We start from the raw sequence: 16,261 nt of genomic DNA, 5'->3' as shown, positions 1-16,261 counted from the left end.
CGTAATCGTCGATTCCGCCGGATAAGCGTGTCGTCTACGACCGATTCCGTGGTGGACGAAGGGAACGGTGGTGATCGAGGAGGTGAGGGCAGAAAGAGAAAGATGAAGAGACGAACGTCCGCGCGAACCGGCGGTTCCTTAGTTCAGCTCTGCACTGACGGCTTCGATGACCGCATCGAGCGCCTCATCGCGCTCGCCGCGGAGGAATTCGAACTTGCCGTCGCGGGTGCCGACGGGGACGATTCCGGCTTCCGGCGCGCGGTCGCGCACCGAATCCGCGATGTCGCGGACGTTGATGGCACCGTCGCTTCGGATGTGAACTTCGTCGTCCGCCAGTCCGAGGGTGACGTTCTGGCTGCCGGGCTGGCCGGTCATGTCGCGGCGGTGGAGCGCGTCGAGGAGGACCGACGACGACGGGAAGTCGAAGCGGTGGGTGTAGGCGTCCGTGTCGAGGACGGTGAAGGTGACGCCGTTCGCGCCGCGGACCGTGAGGTTCGGCTCCGCGGTGTCGAGTTCGTTTTCGAGCTTCTTGCGGAACTGCTCGCTGACGTGTTCGGCGAGGTCGCGCTTCGCGTGCTCGAAGAGGAGGTCGGTGATGAGTTCGCGTTTGTCCTCGTAGGACTGGTAGTAGGCTTCCAGCGCGACCGCCTCGCGGAGCGCGGTGACGTGGGCCTCGTCGTAGCCCGCGTCCGTCGCGAGTTCGACGTACTCGCTCGGGGTGTCCTCCCAGTAGCTGACCGCCGGGAGGTGGGACACGTCGTCGCGCACCTCGTCGTTGACGTAGGCCGCGACGTTCGCACCGAGGACGCCCGCCGTTACGCTGTCGCCCGACTCACCGAGGTACGGATTGACGACGCTATCCGCGGTTTCGGCGACGTCGTCGTCCGGGTAGTGTGTGTCGATGACGACGTGGGGCGCGCCGTAGATGTCGAGGAGCGAGAGTCCGTCGCTCGATTCGACGGTGCTTCCGGCGTCCACGAGGACGAAGAGGGGGAGTTTCTCGTCGTGGCGCTCGCGGTTGTCGAGCATCATGGTCGCGTCCTTCGTCGCGTCCTGCATGTCGTAGAACCCGTCTTCGAGCGGTCGGCGGTCGAAGTAGTGGTACTGGGCGTCGCTTCGTGCGTGTTCGTCGCGCACGAGCGGGAGGACGGCGCGTTCGATGGCCGCACCGGCGACGTAGCCTTCCGCACTCGCGTTGTGCCGGACGATGACGGGGCGGGACTCGATGACCGCGCGGCGAATCGTACTTGCGGCGTCGCGGATGTCCTCGTGAATCGCCTCGACCGCGGCGTCGTCGGCGAGCGGTTCGACGTCGGCCGGGCGGGCTTCGTCTTCGAGCGCCTTCGCCAGTCGGCCTTCGACGGTGGCTTTCTCGTCCTCGGTGAGCGCGTCGAGCTGTTCCGTCTCGACTTGGAGTTCGTTGTTCCGGAGTTCGACCTCGCCGGTCAGTCGGGCGATGTCGCCCGTATCGACTTCGGGGTAGGCGCGAACGCCAGCCTCCTTGAAGGCGGCACAGTCGACGACGGCGGTCTCGTCGCGGAGTTCGAACACCGTCGGGCCGCTCGTCTGGCTCGTGCTGACGATTTCGCCTTCGATTCGAACGCGGTCGCCAACGCGGTCGCCCAGCGTTTCGATGGCGACGCGTTCGGGAACCTCCATCTGGGAGGACACCGTGGCGCTTCCGACCGCGTTCCCGGAGCCGTCGGTCGTCGCCGACGGGTCCGACGAGCGTTCGGGCGTGGGTTCGGATTTCGGTTCGGCGTTCGATTCGGATTTCGACTCGGATTTCGACTCGGAGTCGGATTCGTCAGCGGCGGACGAGTCTTCGGTTCGCTCCGCGTCGTCGCCCGCGTCCTCGTTCGGGAGGTGAACGTCGGTCCCGTCTTGGATGAGTTTGCCGCGGAACTCGCGTTCCGATTGGCGGATCGACCAGCTGAGGTCGACGTTGCCGTTGTCGCGCACGCCGATGACCTCCACGTACACGGTGTCGCCTTGGTCCCAATCCAGACTCTCCAGTCTGCGGTCGAGCTCGCTCTTGTGAAGCAATCCGGTTACGTGGTTTCCGATGTCGATGAAGACGCCGAAATCGGCGAAGCCGTCTACGGTACCTTTGTAAAATCGTCCCGAGGTGAGCTGTTCCGGGCTGCTACCTTCGAATTCAAAGAGAACGTCCTGCTCGTGGCTCGAACAAATCGGGCCGTCAGCAGGCGTCCCGCAAATGACGCAGTTACCCATTTATACTGGCAAAGAATAGTCCCGGCCTAAAACGGTTGTCGAATTCCCGACGCCGTTCTCGGCCCGTCACGCCGGGCCGACCGACCCGGAGGTCCGTGCAATGGGCTGGTTGAAGAAACATTATTCAAACAATATTTTTAAATATAAAATCAACTTGTGGATTCGAGAACGAACGTACTGTAACGGATGGAGCCGTTCGTTGTTCGAAATTATTATTCATACTGTTTGGAACGCCGAACGCGACGCGACCGACCGTGCGCCACCTGTCGGCTTAGTAGTAATAGAACGAAAAGTCGTCGCCGCAGTGATGACAGTGAACGAGTTTCCCCTTCAACTGGTCGTCGTCGGACGACGCTTCGACGCGTCTTCGACGGCCGAGGTCCACGTTCGCTGCCGAGCCACAGTGCGGGCAACCAATGCGCATGGCTGACTGGGACATGCCCACGACTTCGACGATGAAAGCCATAGTTATACTCCGTCTAATCACGTGACACTGTGTATTGCTACCATGCAACAACATCCTACGGGTTCGTCAGTCCCGTTCGCGGTGTCGGTGGCCGAAGACGAGCGCCACCACGTTCAACAGCAGCAGCAGGAAAAACGTCTGTTGTTGACCGACTGTGTCGAGCCCATTGACGAGGAGCGGCACGTAGAGGAACGGCAGCATGACCGCCGCCCAGAAGCCGATAAAGCGTATCGAGGAGACGAACGAGTGGGGGGACGAGAGATGCGTCTCGTCGCCGTCCACGTCGTTCGAATCGGTAATCATGGACATGTGAGTCGCACCATGCTACTATCTACCACGATATTATTATTTGTCCCCTAACGAGCCGAAAAGATAGTACACGATGAGCCGGACGGTCGGATGGCCGTCCGTTCCGTCGCTATTCGAAGACGGGGCTGTCGTCTTCCAGTCGCTCGATGTCCGCCGCTATCTTTCTAACGTCCTCGGGAAACAGCGAGACTTGCACCTCGTTGCCGTCCTCGTCCTCGAACACCAGTTTCACGCGCTTGTCGCCGAACTCCCGTGCTTCCGCCGATTCCACGTCGAACAGCTTCGCCGTCGCTTTCTTGTTCGTCGGACCGACGTTCTTCAGCGAACCGTCCTTCAGTTCGACCATAAAATCGTCCAGCCGTAGGTTGAGCATACCGTCGATACGGCTTCCGTCCCTTAATTACCACGGGACGGCGCTCGCCAATCCGGGAACCGCGACCACGAGGGCGCGGAACCCGCCGAAACCGTAGCCGAACACGACTGCGGCCGGGAGCGCGCCCACGACCGCTGCGCGGAGGTAGGACGTGTTGTGAACTTCGCGCATCCCGATGACGAGCAGGACGGCCCCGTAGACCGTACAGGCTGCACGTAGCTCCGGGATGGGAAGTCCGGCCAACAGGCAGGGTGCGACCGCGTACCCGAGGACCTGTACCGTCTCACTGATGCCGCCGCGTTCGGGAACGAGCAGCATCAGGATGACCGTCTGTAACGCCGCCGTCAGGTGGAGGACGGCGGGCGCGATGAACAATCCGACCAACGCCAGCGCGAGGAGTTTCGTGAGGAGCGGTCCTCCCGCGATGGTGCCGACTGTCAAGTCGCCGGTCGCCATCCGCGTTGCGACCTCTATCAGCGTTACGAGGACGCCGAACACCATTCCCGGGGCTTGGTCGCCCGGCGCGACGCCGGTTCGGAAAAAGCGGCGCGGCCGCACGAGAACCTCTATCCACGCGCGGACGATAGCCTGCGGTCCGCGGTCGCGTCCACCGGTCGGATTTTCGACCCACTGCGTCACGGTTCCCTCTACTCGCTCCGAAGGGTATGACAGTTCCGACACCGCGCTTCGTAGGACTCCTGTGCCCCGACCAGAATCGTCGGGTCGTCCACGTGCGCCGGTTCGCCGTCGATGAGACGCTGATTTCGCGTCGCGGGTTCGCCGCACGTCGCACAGATTGCCTGTAGTTTCTCGACGTACTCCGCCAGCGCGATGAGTTGCGGAACCGGGTCGAACGGTTCGCCGCGGAACGTCTGGTCGGTCCCGCTGACGACGACGCGTCGCCCGTCCTCCGCGAGAAATTCACAGACCGAGACGAGTTCCTCGGAGAAGAAGTTGGCCTCGTCGATGGCGACGACCTGTTCGCCGTTCAACCCGTCGGGAATCGACCACACGCCGTCGTCGTCCGGTTCGACGACGGTCGCTTCCCACGAACTGCCGTCGTGCGAGCCGACGGTATCCTCGCCGTAGCGGTCGTCCAGCGCGGGCTTGAACACCGCCACCTCTTGCCCCGCGATTTCGGCGCGACGAAGCCGCCGAAGTAGCTCCTCCGTCTTCCCGGAGAACATACAGCCGGTGATGACCTCGACCCACCCGCTGTTCGTGATTTTGTGCATGCTCGAATGGCGCTCAATCCGACGGCAAAAGGATTGCTCATTCAATCGACCGCGCCGATATTTTCCCCGCTCTCGAAACTCTCCGGGCAGGGTTCGATGTTCGCGTACAGGACGATCTGTCGCCCGAGCGCGACGACCCGGCTTTCCAACTCCGCGTCGGTGAACGCGCCGTTCACCACCGCGCTGTGCGAGCGCGGTATCGCGGCCTCGTAGGGGAGCACCCACGCGTCCAGCGCCCGACAGACCGACCGGAGGTGGTCCATCGCCGTGATGGGAAATCGTCCGCCAGCCACCGCGAGCAAGCCGACCGTTTTCCCCTCGAACTCGTCGAACCCGCAGTAATCGAGCGCGGTCTTCAGCGGCGAGGAGTACGACCCGTGGTACACCGGCGTCCCGAGGATGACCGCGTCCGCCTCGCGCACGCGACGTTTCAGTTCCGCGGCGTCGCCAGCGTCCCGGTTCGAGGGGTCGAACAGCGGCAGGTCGAACTCGCGCAAGTCGAGCAGTTCGCCGGTCCCGCCCTCCGATTCCACCCCGACGAGCGCGTTTTGCAGCGCGACCCGGGTGGTGCTCTTCTCGTTGAGACTGCCGCAGATGGCCACGACCCGAGGTTGGTTCGTCATACCATGACATGGGTGCGCCAGAGCGAAATACGTTGTCGGCGAACGTCCGTGTCGAGGTTCCGAACGATGGCCGCGAATCCCCCAGACACGACGACCTTCGAACCCTCCCACACGCTGACGGCTGCCGACTTCCACGGGTCGGCGGGTGCGATTTTCGAACTCGCACTCGACCGCGCCACCGACGGCTACGTCGGCATCGACCACGACGAACTGGAGATGGACCTCCCGGACGCGCCGCGCTGTCGAACGACGTGGAACGCGGTGCGCGACTCGCTCTCGTGGGTCGATGACGAGCATCCGGGCGCGTGGTATCACGCTTCCCTCCCGGACGCCAGCGCCGAATTCCGCGACCTGTGGTCGCTCGAAGACGGCGACAGCGGCGCCTTCTTCCTCCATACCGTGGTGCTCACCATCGACGACGAGTGGCTCTTTTTCGCCGTGCCACACCACTCGCTCTGCTGGCTGAACGCGCCCGACGAGTCGTTCGTCGATGCGGTGGACGATGCGCTGGCGAAGCACCGGGCTTGCGTCCTGCCGGAGAAAACGCGCGTCGAGTGGACCGGCGATGGTCGAAACTATTCCATCTCCGGCACGTCCCTCTGCGTGGAAGGCGGACGCCTTCGGACCCGCGGCTGCTACGGCCTGTCGAATCTCGAAACAGTGCGCGCGAACGAGGACGAACGAACGCTCTCGCTCACGTGGCAACCGAACCCGATTCCGGGGGCGGTCGGACGGGCGCTGATGAGCGCGATGTCGCTGGTCTACGACCCGCCGGAGCGGTTGCAATTCGAGGACGAAGCGACGTTTCGGGACGCCGAGTCTATCCTCCGAGAAATCATCGAGAAGCGCGACCCTACCGTCTGAGTCGCGCGACCCACTCGTCTTGCTCCTCCACCTCAACCAACCCGTCGTCTGCCAAATCCGAACACAACTCACGGAGCCACTCCTCGCCGTAGTCGCCGCCGTAATCGATGCGGACGCGGGGGCCGAGTTTCGAGAGCGGGAGTTCGTCGTACTCCTTCAGAATCGAGACGACGCGGCCGCGCATCTGTCGCCGCGAGCCTTCGAATTTGGGTTGCGTGGGGACGTCCGGGGCGGTAAAGTCGCCCGTCTCGTAGGCGTGACACCACTCGCGCCACGGGCAGCCCGCGGTGTCACAGGAGGGCGTCTTCTCGCACGCCACCCCGCCGAGTTCCATGACGGCGTTGTTCCAGACGCGCGATTCCCCGTCGGGCATGAGTTCGCTCGCGGCCTCCTCGAAGGCGGCATCGTCGTCCGGTACGTCGAACGCCCGATAGAGGACGCGCTTGACGTTGGTATCGACCACGGCGTCCCCGTCGTTGAACGCGAACGAGGCGACGGCGTTGGCGGTATACGGTCCGACGCCCTGCAAGTTCTGGAGTTCGTCCGGCGTCTCGGGGAACGCGCCGTCGTACTCGGAGACGACTTGGTTCGCCGCCTCGTGGAGATACTTCGCGCGGTTGTTGTAGCCCAAACTGTGGGTCGTCCAGAATCCCACGACAGCGGAGCGGTCCGCGTCCGCGAGGTCGGCGGCGGTCGGCCAGCGGTCGAGGAACGCCTCCCACGCCGTGACCACGCGGCCGAGTTGCGTCTGTTGGCTCATCACCTCGGAGACGAGGATGGCGTAGGGGTCGTCCGTCTCGCGCCACGGGAACGTCCGATGGTCGGACTCGTACCACGAAACGAGGGCGTCGCGCACCGCGTCGATGTCGGGAATCGACCACGCCGTGTCGGTCATCAGTGGCGGTTTCGGACGGAGGCGTTTTACGCTAGCGGTTTTCGGAACGTGAACTCCCCCCGTCATCGTGCGGTTCACGACAATATTTGGCACAGCGGAGTGTAATCTGAAGGCTTATTGCACGGTCGTCGTAATCTCCGCAAGATGCACGTACGGCCCTCCACGCTTTTCCTCATCGGTGTCGCCATCATCGTCGTTCCGGTGGCACCGCTCGTGTTCGCCCGCGGTCCGTCCGTGTGGGTCGCCATGGGTGGGACGTTCATGCTCGCCGGGATGGGAATGTCGCTCCAAGAGAGTCGGGGGAAACGGTCGGCGCGCGAGTCGAGTCCCCAGTCGTATCACTACATCATCTGTCCGAACTGTGACGCCCGTAATTTCGCCAGCAGGGACGTCTGTCGGCTCTGTGAGGAGCGCTTCTAGAACGAAAGCCGTATCCGACTCCCGACCAACCTCACGGCAATGAGTCTGGACGACCTGACGGACGACGTGCAAACCGCCTATTCATCGCTTGACGAGGAATTTTCCGTCTCGCTCGACCGCGAAACGCGCAACGAACTCGCCATGCTCGGGACCGCGTTCGACACCGACGACCCCGAGGAGATCGTCCGCCGTGCGATACACATGCTGTTTCAGACGACGGTGGAGACGGGCAACCTCGATTTCCACCTCCGAAGCGCGTACGACGTCACGTACGACGAGTATCTCTCGGGAATGACGTTCGAAGAAATGACGGGCGCAGACCAGTTCCCCCAGCGAGACGACGAGCGCCGCTATCAGTTCTAACGGACGAGCCGCACCATCCCGCTCTCACGGTTCCACCGGATAAATTCGGCCGTGTCGAGTTTCGGGAGGTGCGTGTGATAGAGGTTCGTTTTCACGCGCTGACGGTCGAACTCGCTATCGGCCGCGGCGAGGTAGTCGGCCAGTTCCGCGATGGCCACCTCCCGTTCGATTCGGTACAGGTACGCGACGATTTCCTGTCGCGGTTCGGCCGCCAACACGTCGTGTATCTCCGGTGGGATGTGAAGGAGAACTCCAAGCCCGAGAGACTCCACCGTATCGCTGACGGTCGTCGAACGATTTACTGACGCTGTGGCCTCGGTCCGTCGTCGGTCGTTTGGCGCTTCCACCATCGTCTGGTCGAAAGTGTGGGGTGACAAATAGAGAATTGCCTGTTATTACAGCCCTCTTTTACGTGGTTCGTTATCGATTCCCGTCCGCTTCGAGGAGCGCCGCTTCGAGTACGGTTCCGGTTCCGCGCCGAACGCGTTCCGAGACCGACTGCTGTGTGACCCCGAGTTCCGCGGCGAGTTCGGTCAGCGTCACGCCGCGGGGGACGTCGAAGTATCCCTCTTCTATGGCCAACACGAGCGTCTCGCGTTGCTCCTGCGTCAGCCCGAACTCTTCGCGTTCGACCGCGATATCCGTCGCGACCCGGTCCAGCGTGTAACGGATGTCGTGGGCCACGCAGTAGTCGTGGAACTCCGACAGCGCGGCGTGGTCGTGGAACCGAAGTCGGAACCGCCAGACTCGGTCGCCGGTGGCTTCGAGGATGGTCGCACCGACCGCCGCGATGCCGTGGATGAAACTCTCGACTTCCTCGCTCCATTCGGCCCGGTAGAGGACGCGCCCCTCTATCCTGTCCAACGCCACGAGCGATTGAACGTTCGGGTTGCCACGCACGTCTCGCTCGAACGTCTCGAAATCGGTCCCGATAGCCCAGAAAAACGGGAGTACCTGTTGGGAAGACGGGACGACGCGCTCCAGTTCGACGTGAACGTCGGCGTGAGTATGCAGGGCGGTTCCGAGAACGAACTCCTCACCCGAAATCGACAGGTCTGCCATGACGCTCATACGGGAGAAACGTCACGGACGGACATAGCGTTACGCGACGTCCTCGATGGCGTCGAGCAGGATGTTGACACCGAGGTCGATTTCGCGCTCGGTCACGTCGAGCGGCGGGAGGAGACGGAGCGTCTTGTAACCACAGCCGAGCGTGAGGAGGCCGCGAGAGAGCGCGGCGTCGACGACCGCTTCGCGTCGGTCCTTCGTGTCGAATTCGACGGCGAGCATCAGGCCTCGGCCGCGCACGTCGACCACGGATTCCGGCGCGGCGTCGGCGATGAGTTCGCGCGTTTGTCGGCCGCGCTCCTCGGCGTTGGTGAGCAGGTTGTGTTCGTGAATCGCGTCGATAGTGAGCGCTCCTTGGAGCGACGAGAGCACGTCGCCAGCACCCCACGTGGAGGAGAGTCGGCCCTTCTCCTCGGGGAACACGTCCGAGCGCGAGATGGTCGCGCCGACGCGCAGCGCCTTCGCGCTGGTGATGACGTCGGGTTCGAGGTCGAGGTGGTCCACTGCCCACATCTCGCCCGTCCGACCCATGCCGGACTGAATCTCGTCGGCGATGACGTTGATGTCGTAGGTGTCCTGAATCTCGGCGATGTCGCGGATGAACTCGTCGTTCGGGACGCGATAGCCGCCCTCTCCCTGTACCGGTTCGAGGATGATGTAGGAGACCTCTTCGGGGTCGATGACGCCTTGGCCGGGGTCGAGTTTGTCGGCGATGACGTTGCCACCCGGTCCGTTCGTCTTCCAGCCACACTCACACTGCCCCTCACAGGAGCAGTACGGAACGCTCACGATGCCCGGAATCTCGGGGTAGCCCTTGCGGTGGGCGACTTTCGAGCGGTTGAGCGAGAGCGCGCCGAGCGTCCGCCCGTGGAACGCGCCGTCGAAGTTGAACGCGCGGTGGCCGCCGCGGTTGTAGCTGATTTTGATGGCGTTCTCGACGGCTTCCGCGCCGGAGTTCGACAGGAACACGGTGTCCATGTCGTAGTGGCTCGTCACGTCGACGAGTCGCTCCATCAGTTGCGTCGGGCCGGGGAACTCGGGGTCCTCCGGCGGCCACCCGCCCGCGGCGTAGAAGTCCTGTCCGGCGATTTTCGTCGGGTCGGGGAGCGGGAACTCGTCGATTTTGTCCATGATTTTGGGGTTGTTGTACCCCAGCGGCGCGGCGGCGACGTGGCTGGTAAAATCGAGGAGAACGTTGCCGTCCACGTCGGTGCAGAACGGTCCTTCGGCGTCTTCGGTCAGGTCCCAGACGAAATCGTAGACGTACGTCGTCGGGGCGGCGAACTGGTGATGGTAGTCTGCCCATTCTCGTGCTTTTTGGCCCGGCATGTCCCGAACCTGTGGCTCGGCCGTTTCTCGGTCCATGTAGCGGGTACGGATAGCCCCATTTTAAAAAGTTCGTTGTGTGTCCTCACACGACAGCGGCGATGGCAGTGACCCCCGCCCCGGCGAGCAGCACCGTACTCCAGACGGCGATTCGGTAGGCGAACGTCCGGTTCGGTGCGGAGATGGTCAGCGCCGCCTTGACGAGGATGCTCGATGCGGTTGCGAGCAGGATGCCGAAGACGGCGGTCTGCTGGCTCAGGTTCCCGCCGCTGTAGAGCGTCACCGCGGAGGCGGTCACGCCCGCGCTCGACACGAGTCCGGAGAGGAGCGCGGTGAGGTAGAATCCGGCCTGTCCGAACTGGCTTTTCGCCACCGCGCCGCCGACCACGACGAGCAGGAAGATGGCGCCGAACCCGAGCGCGTTTCCGAGCGAGAACGGGCTTTCCAAGTCGATGTCCATCTCCTGCGACCAGTCGGCCGTGTAGGCCGCGATGGCGACGCTGCCGACGATGATGGTTCCGAGCGGGATGATGGCACCGTAAAGCGTCTTGTCGGGATTGCCCAGGGTGAACGCCAGCGCGATGACGAGGTTTCGGAGCGCCATCGCGGCGTCGGCGAGGAGGATGGCGGCCACGCCGTAGGTGGCCGCTTCGGGTCGCTGGCGAACGTGGTCGAGCATGGTGCCGACTACCGCGGTCGAGGACGCCAACCCGCCGAAAAAGCCGGTGACCGCGATCCCGCGACCGCCGTACGTCTCGACGACTGCGTAGTTCGCGATGCCGATACCGGCGACGGTGACGACCATCAACCAGATGAGACGGGGGCTCAACGTGACGCCGCCGAACCCGACTTCGCCGGGCGGGAGGAGCGGGTAGATGACGAACGCGAGGATGGCGAACTCCGCGGCGGAGCGGAGTTCCTCGCGTGACATCCCCCACGCGAACGAGTGGAGTTCGCGCTTCAACACGAGCAGGAGCGACGAGACGACGGCGACGGTGACGCCGACGAGGATGTAGCCTTCCGCGACCAGCACGCCGACGCCGAACGTAACGAGCATCGAGACCGACGTTGTGAGCGACAGGCCGGTGTCCTCGTCGTCGTCCATCAATCCCTGTACCGCGAGCAGAATCCCTTGGACGATGACGAGCAGGCCGCCGAGCGCGAGCAACACGTCTTTATTAATGATAGTGAACGCCGCGCCGAGGAGGCTGATGAGCGTGAACGTCCGAATCCCGGCGGACTTCTGGGACCATTCGCGCTCCAACCCGAGGAAGAGACCGAGCGCTCCGGCGAGCGCGATACGGACGACATCGCTGTCCAACGTAGCCGACGCGACCAAGGTTTCGAATCCGGACACTCCCCGTACTACGCCGGTAGTCGGTTAAAAGGGTTGTTGCTATCTCCGTTTCGGGCGCGAAATCTTTAAGCCCGGCCCGCAAACTTCTGTTGTATGGTCTCCGGATGGAACATTGACAAATCCCGTGCGGCGTGGTGGGCCGGTGGTGGGATGCTCGGCCTCGCGGCGCTGTTCGTCATTTACTCGTTCATCGGGACGTTTGTCTTCGGTCTGTTTCTCTACTACGCGACGCGGCCGGTGTATCGGCGGCTCCAGCGACGGATTCGCCCGCGGAGCCTCGCCGCCGCTGTCGCGTTACTCGTGCTCGCTCTCCCCGCGATTTTGCTCGTCGCGTACACCCTCATCATCGCGTTTCACGAACTGACGACGGTCGCGCGGACGGCCAATCTCGGCGCGCTTCCCCAACCGGTACAGCAGTACGGGGACATCTCCAGGCTCGCCCAGAATCCCGAACAACTCCTCGAAAACGCGGACAACACGAAGCTCATCGAGCAGGCGTTCGGTTCGACGTACAAATACCTCGCCTTCGTCGGGAACGCCGCCCTGCATCTGTTCGTGATGATCGCCATCGCGTTCTACCTGCTTCGTGACGACCACAAACTCTCGCGGTGGTTCCATCGGACCTTCGCGGACACCGGCGGCGTCCTCGAAGCGTACGTCCACCGCGTCGATTCTGACTTCAACAGCATCTTCTTCGGCAACATCCTCAACGCCTTCATGACGGGGACCATCGGGGCTATCTCCTACAACCTCCTCGATATGGCGGCCCCACCCGGAATAGGAATTCCGTACCCGACCGTCGTCGGGTTGTTGACGGGCGTCGCCAGCCTGATTCCGGTCGTCGGGATGAAACTCGTCTACTTCCCGGTGACCGGCGTCATCGGCGCGGAGGCGTTGATGGCCCGCGACCCAGGCCTTCTCTGGTTCCCGGCCGTGTTCGCGCTCGTCTCGTTCGTCATCGTGGACACCATCCCTGACCTCGTGTTGCGACCGTACGTTTCGGGGCGTAACTTGCACGTGGGGATGGTGATGCTCGCGTACATCTTCGGTCCGCTGCTGTTCGGGTGGTACGGCATCTTCCTCGGACCGATGATACTCGTGCTCGTCGTCCACTTCGTGAAAATCGTCCTCCCGGAACTCATCACCGGAAGCCCCATTCAGCCGTGGGCGGTGGACCCGACGTATCTCCGTGACGGGGAGGAGTTTCCGGAACCGCCGCACGATTCCGCGGAATCGAAAGAAACGGATTCACCGACGGACCCCGACTCGTCAGTGGCCGCCGACGGGATGGCCGTCCAACCGCCGACACCAGGCGAGAGCGACGACGCCGACTGGTAGACCGACGGTGCTTAGTCGATGAACCGCGCTTCCCACTTGCGGCGCGCTTCGATGTGTTCCCGGCCGCGCTCGGTCAGGGCGTAGTAGTTCGTTCGCTTGTCCCGTTTCCCTTTCTCGACGAGTCCGTCCTCGACGAGCGTGTCGAGGTTCGGGTAGAGACGTCCGTGGTGTACCTCCGTCTCGTAGTACTCTTCGAGGTCCTCCTGAATCGCAAGCCCGTGCGGTTCGCCGTGTCCGGCGATTACGTACAGTATGTCCCGCTGAAATCCCGTCAACTCGTGCATCGTCAATATCGCCGATGTGTCTGTTCGCCATAAGGATATCGGTTCCGACAGTTTCGGAGGTCGGCACACGATGTGGTTCGGGGGATTGGACTTATCACCGTCCGCGTCGTTTCTAGTACCATGCCAGAAGAAGTTCTGTTCGAAACCGAGGAAACACAGAGCCGCAGCGACATCGCCGACTATCTCCGAACCGTCGCGGACAAACTCGACGGCGGGGAAGCCATAACGTTGACTGCAGGCGGTCAATCGGTGACGCTCGACCCGCCGAGCCGCCCGTCGTTCGAAGTGAAGGCCGAACGGGAGAGTTCGGCCTCCGGACGAAACGAACTCAGCGTCGAGTTCGAACTCGAATGGAAGGAAGGGCAAGACGACACGGACGGCACGCTCGAAATCGAGTGACCTGAATCGGCCGCGCTCACCCTCGATAGCGATTTTCGGGTGGCATCGGTAGTCTCCATTTTATCGAGTGTGGTGGTGATTAGTCGGTATTGTTCAAAAAATCCATCTAATCATGGGAAATTAATATTTTGTAGAGAAAAAATTTTATCCACTCACCTTTCTCAGGTTTCGGAGCATGCGAAAGGATACCACAAATGGTTCGTCGCGGCGGGATTTCATGCAGCATTCCGGAGGAATCGCATTGGCAGCGGCCCTCGCGGGGTACATCGGTGAATCGGCGGTTGCCACCGGTCGGACCGCGCCCAGCGACCGGGTGGCGAACCTCGTCGACGAGATGACGCTCGAAGAGAAGGTGGGACAGATGACGCAGATGGCCGCCAGCGAGATTCAGTCGGAGAATCCGGCGGAAGCGCTCCGCAAATACAAGCCCGGGTCGCTCATGTATCTGCCGTCGTTCGACCCGAAGGAAGTGGCTCGTGAAAGCAACGTGCGCCAGAAGGCGATGGTCGAGGACACCCGTCTCGGCGTCCCCTTCGTCTACGGCATCGATTCGGTTCACGGCAACAACAACATTCAGGGCGCGACCATCTTCCCGCACAACCACGGCGTCGGCGCGGCGTGGGACGCGGACGCCGCCGAGGAGATGGCGTCGATAACGAGTCGGACGATGCGCGTCACGGGCACGCACTGGAACTTCTCGCCTGTCGCCGACCTCCAGCGCGACCCGCGCTGGGGACGATTCTACGAGGGATTCAGCGAGGACCCGTACCTCGCGTCCCAGTTGGTCGCCGCCAAGGTCCGGGGATACGAGGAGCGGACGAACGGCTACAAGCGAACCGGTGCCAGCGTCAAACACTTCGCCGGATACTCGGAACCGGCGAACGGGAACGACCGCACGTCTGCTCTGTTGCCCTATCGCACCTTCGCGAGTACCTTCCTCCCGCCCTACGCCGCGGGAATCACCGCCGGAGCGGAGACGGTGATGGTCAACAGCGGATCGTTGAACGGCGTCCCCGCACACGCCTCGAAGGAACTCCTCATCGACATCCTCCGCGACCAACTCGGCTTCGAGGGGATGGTCGTCTCCGACTGGCACGACTTCTTCCGGATGATAAAGGTCCACGGCTTCGCCGAGGACCTGAAGGAGGCGACCCGGTTGGGAATCAACGCCGGTATCGACATGTACATGGTTCCGGCAGCGAGCATCGAGGGCGACGACGCCGAGGGCTACCAGCGACGGCTCATCGAACTCGTCGACGAGGGAAGCGTCTCGATGGAGCGCATCGACGAGGCGGTGACGAACATCCTCGCGTTCAAGGAGAACGTCGGGTTGTTCGACGACCCGTACGCCGAACCCGAGAAAGTAGAGGGCGTCGTCTCCGAGGGCCGTGACCTCGCACGGGAGGTGGCGACGGAATCGATGACCATGCTCACCAACGACGGGACGCTACCGCTCGGTTCCGACACGGGGTCGGTCCTCGTCACCGGACCGAGCGCCGACAGCGTGGCGAACCAGATGGGCGGTTGGTCGCTCGGATGGCAGGGCGTCGGCGACATCGAGCCACCCGCGACCACCGTTCTCGACGGCATCTCCGAGGCGGCACCCGGTTCCACGTCGGTCACGCACGTCCCCACCGGACTGCACGAGTTATCGAACGAAGACGACGTCCGCGCGGCGGCGGAGTGTGCCGATGTGGTCGTCGCCGTCCTCGGCGAGGGACCGTACGCGGAAGAGCAGGGCGACACGGACACGCTCGCCCTCCCGGACGCACAACGGCGACTGGTCGAGACGGTGGCGGAGACGGGAACGCCGACGGTGGGCGTCATCATGGCCGGTCGGCCGCGCGGCACGTCGGTGTTCGACCACCTCTCGGCGTCGTTGATGGCGTATCTGCCCGGAACCGCGGCGGGACCGGCGGTCGCCGCCACCCTGTTCGGCGACGCCAATCCGAGCGGCCGATTACCGTTCACGTGGCCGAAGGGAACCGGTCAACTGCTCAACCTCCATAACAACTTCCCGCCCGACGAGTTCAACGAGGAGGGCAATACGGAACCGCCGCAATCACACGAGACGCCGCTGTTCCCGTTCGGCCACGGCATGAGCTACACCGAGTTCGAGTACGGCAACCTCGAAGTCCGCCCGCCGAAGCTTCCGCAAAAGGCGGCGACGGACGAGCTAACCGTCTCCGTCTCGGTGCACAACACGGGCGATAGGGCGGGCGAAACCGTCGTCCCGGTCTACGGCACCCGCGAGCACGGCGAGGTGCTCTACCCACAGCAGGTCGTCGTCGGCTTCGAGCGCGTTTCCCTCGACGCGGGCGAGACGACTCGCGTCGATATTCGTTCGACGGTGCTCCCGCTCGCCACCGTCCTCGGCGACGTGTTCTCCCGCGGCGAACTGGTCGTCGATACGGGCGAGTATCAGCTTTCGGTCGGCGATATGACCGAAACGCTGACCGTCGTCTGAGCGCTACGATTCGGCGTTCGTTTTCGTCCGCCCGCGGCGCGCGGTTCGGTGTCGGTCTCTGTTTCCGGTCGAACGAGAGAAATGACTGGTCGTTGGTATCTGTGGTCTGTACGAAGCAGTCGCTTGCGAGTTTGTTTTCGAAAGGAAAGCGGAACACGCGGGGGCGAAAAGACCCCGCGTACCGCTTGCCGCCCTGAATTGGTCCCCGCTGACGCTTCGGCCCTCCAAAGCGAAGCGTC

General features: G+C 63.2%; 19 protein-coding genes. 6 read left to right on the top strand and 13 right to left on the bottom strand.

Going from position 1 to position 16,261, the window contains the following annotated elements:
- Positions 1-138: 138 nt before the first annotated feature.
- The 7 genes from B208_RS0106255 to B208_RS0106225 all read right to left on the bottom strand — a co-directional run bounded on the left by B208_RS0106255 (position 139) and on the right by B208_RS0106225 (position 5,241).
- Positions 139-2,235 carry a DHH family phosphoesterase gene (locus B208_RS0106255; RefSeq protein ID WP_007977792.1) on the bottom strand — a complete coding sequence of 699 codons (2,097 nt, stop codon included), beginning with the start codon at positions 2,233-2,235 and terminating at the stop codon, positions 139-141.
- Between the two features lie 271 nt (positions 2,236-2,506).
- Entirely contained in the window at positions 2,507-2,701 is a 195-nt protein-coding gene (locus tag B208_RS0106250) for a hypothetical protein (RefSeq protein WP_007977790.1), read from the bottom strand.
- A 66-nt stretch (positions 2,702-2,767) separates the two neighbouring features.
- Positions 2,768-3,010: a hypothetical protein gene (locus B208_RS0106245; RefSeq protein WP_232423738.1), complete on the bottom strand. Its 243-nt coding sequence runs from the start codon at positions 3,008-3,010 to the stop codon at positions 2,768-2,770.
- 109 nt (positions 3,011-3,119) lie between these two features.
- Entirely contained in the window at positions 3,120-3,383 is a 264-nt protein-coding gene (locus tag B208_RS0106240) for a hypothetical protein (protein ID WP_007977786.1), read from the bottom strand.
- 27 nt (positions 3,384-3,410) lie between these two features.
- Positions 3,411-4,022 (bottom strand): YIP1 family protein, encoded by a 612-nt coding sequence (locus tag B208_RS0106235; protein ID WP_007977784.1) that lies wholly within the window; start codon positions 4,020-4,022, stop codon positions 3,411-3,413.
- Positions 4,023-4,030: 8 nt separating this feature from the next.
- Positions 4,031-4,618 (bottom strand): thymidine kinase, encoded by a 588-nt coding sequence (locus tag B208_RS0106230; RefSeq protein WP_007977781.1) that lies wholly within the window; start codon positions 4,616-4,618, stop codon positions 4,031-4,033.
- Between the two features lie 41 nt (positions 4,619-4,659).
- Positions 4,660-5,241 carry an NADPH-dependent FMN reductase gene (locus tag B208_RS0106225; protein WP_007977780.1) on the bottom strand — a complete coding sequence of 194 codons (582 nt, stop codon included), beginning with the start codon at positions 5,239-5,241 and terminating at the stop codon, positions 4,660-4,662.
- A 66-nt stretch (positions 5,242-5,307) separates the two neighbouring features.
- On the opposite strand from B208_RS0106225, the gene B208_RS0106220 reads away from it, so the two are divergent.
- Positions 5,308-6,105: a hypothetical protein gene (locus B208_RS0106220; protein WP_018128769.1), complete on the top strand. Its 798-nt coding sequence runs from the start codon at positions 5,308-5,310 to the stop codon at positions 6,103-6,105.
- Here B208_RS0106220 and B208_RS0106215 read toward each other — a convergent pair.
- Positions 6,095-7,000 carry an HhH-GPD family protein gene (locus B208_RS0106215; protein ID WP_007977774.1) on the bottom strand — a complete coding sequence of 302 codons (906 nt, stop codon included), beginning with the start codon at positions 6,998-7,000 and terminating at the stop codon, positions 6,095-6,097. The two genes, B208_RS0106220 and B208_RS0106215, sit on opposite strands and share 11 nt — an antisense overlap.
- A 144-nt stretch (positions 7,001-7,144) precedes the next feature.
- Between B208_RS0106215 and B208_RS0106210 the strand changes: the two genes are divergently transcribed.
- Together B208_RS0106210 and B208_RS0106205 are read left to right on the top strand one after the other, a co-directional pair.
- Positions 7,145-7,420 carry a hypothetical protein gene (locus B208_RS0106210; protein WP_007977771.1) on the top strand — a complete coding sequence of 92 codons (276 nt, stop codon included), beginning with the start codon at positions 7,145-7,147 and terminating at the stop codon, positions 7,418-7,420.
- 39 nt (positions 7,421-7,459) lie between these two features.
- Positions 7,460-7,783, top strand: coding sequence for a hypothetical protein (locus tag B208_RS0106205; protein ID WP_007977769.1), 324 nt, complete (start codon positions 7,460-7,462; stop codon positions 7,781-7,783).
- Here the strand turns inward: B208_RS0106205 and B208_RS0106200 are convergent.
- The 4 genes from B208_RS0106200 to B208_RS0106185 all read right to left on the bottom strand — a co-directional run bounded on the left by B208_RS0106200 (position 7,780) and on the right by B208_RS0106185 (position 11,534).
- Positions 7,780-8,133 (bottom strand): DUF7344 domain-containing protein, encoded by a 354-nt coding sequence (locus B208_RS0106200; RefSeq protein WP_007977767.1) that lies wholly within the window; start codon positions 8,131-8,133, stop codon positions 7,780-7,782. The genes B208_RS0106205 and B208_RS0106200 overlap by 4 nt on opposite strands.
- Positions 8,134-8,203: 70 nt before the next feature.
- Positions 8,204-8,854 carry a helix-turn-helix domain-containing protein gene (locus B208_RS0106195; RefSeq protein WP_007977766.1) on the bottom strand — a complete coding sequence of 217 codons (651 nt, stop codon included), beginning with the start codon at positions 8,852-8,854 and terminating at the stop codon, positions 8,204-8,206.
- A gap of 30 nt (positions 8,855-8,884) precedes the next feature.
- Positions 8,885-10,216: an aminotransferase class III-fold pyridoxal phosphate-dependent enzyme gene (locus B208_RS0106190; RefSeq protein WP_007977765.1), complete on the bottom strand. Its 1,332-nt coding sequence runs from the start codon at positions 10,214-10,216 to the stop codon at positions 8,885-8,887.
- 46 nt (positions 10,217-10,262) lie between these two features.
- A complete protein-coding gene (locus B208_RS0106185; RefSeq protein ID WP_007977764.1) occupies positions 10,263-11,534 on the bottom strand; it encodes an MgtC/SapB family protein in 1,272 nt (423 codons plus the stop codon).
- 93 nt (positions 11,535-11,627) lie between these two features.
- On the opposite strand from B208_RS0106185, the gene B208_RS0106180 reads away from it, so the two are divergent.
- Positions 11,628-12,872: an AI-2E family transporter gene (locus tag B208_RS0106180; RefSeq protein WP_232423737.1), complete on the top strand. Its 1,245-nt coding sequence runs from the start codon at positions 11,628-11,630 to the stop codon at positions 12,870-12,872.
- An 11-nt stretch (positions 12,873-12,883) separates the two neighbouring features.
- On the opposite strand, the gene B208_RS0106175 is transcribed toward B208_RS0106180, so the two are convergent.
- Positions 12,884-13,156: a PadR family transcriptional regulator gene (locus tag B208_RS0106175; RefSeq protein ID WP_007977762.1), complete on the bottom strand. Its 273-nt coding sequence runs from the start codon at positions 13,154-13,156 to the stop codon at positions 12,884-12,886.
- A gap of 120 nt (positions 13,157-13,276) precedes the next feature.
- On the opposite strand from B208_RS0106175, the gene B208_RS0106170 reads away from it, so the two are divergent.
- Both B208_RS0106170 and B208_RS0106165 read left to right on the top strand, forming a co-directional pair.
- Positions 13,277-13,555: an amphi-Trp domain-containing protein gene (locus B208_RS0106170; RefSeq protein ID WP_007977761.1), complete on the top strand. Its 279-nt coding sequence runs from the start codon at positions 13,277-13,279 to the stop codon at positions 13,553-13,555.
- A 241-nt stretch (positions 13,556-13,796) separates the two neighbouring features.
- Entirely contained in the window at positions 13,797-16,022 is a 2,226-nt protein-coding gene (locus B208_RS0106165) for a glycoside hydrolase family 3 N-terminal domain-containing protein (RefSeq protein WP_232423736.1), read from the top strand.
- The last annotated feature ends 239 nt before the right edge of the window (positions 16,023-16,261 follow it).

Source organism: Haladaptatus paucihalophilus DX253, from assembly GCF_000376445.1.
Taxonomy (GTDB): Archaea; Halobacteriota; Halobacteria; order Halobacteriales; family Haladaptataceae; genus Haladaptatus; species Haladaptatus paucihalophilus.
Note: the sequence above shows the minus strand (reverse complement) of the source record. Positions and strands in the feature narration are given on the sequence as shown.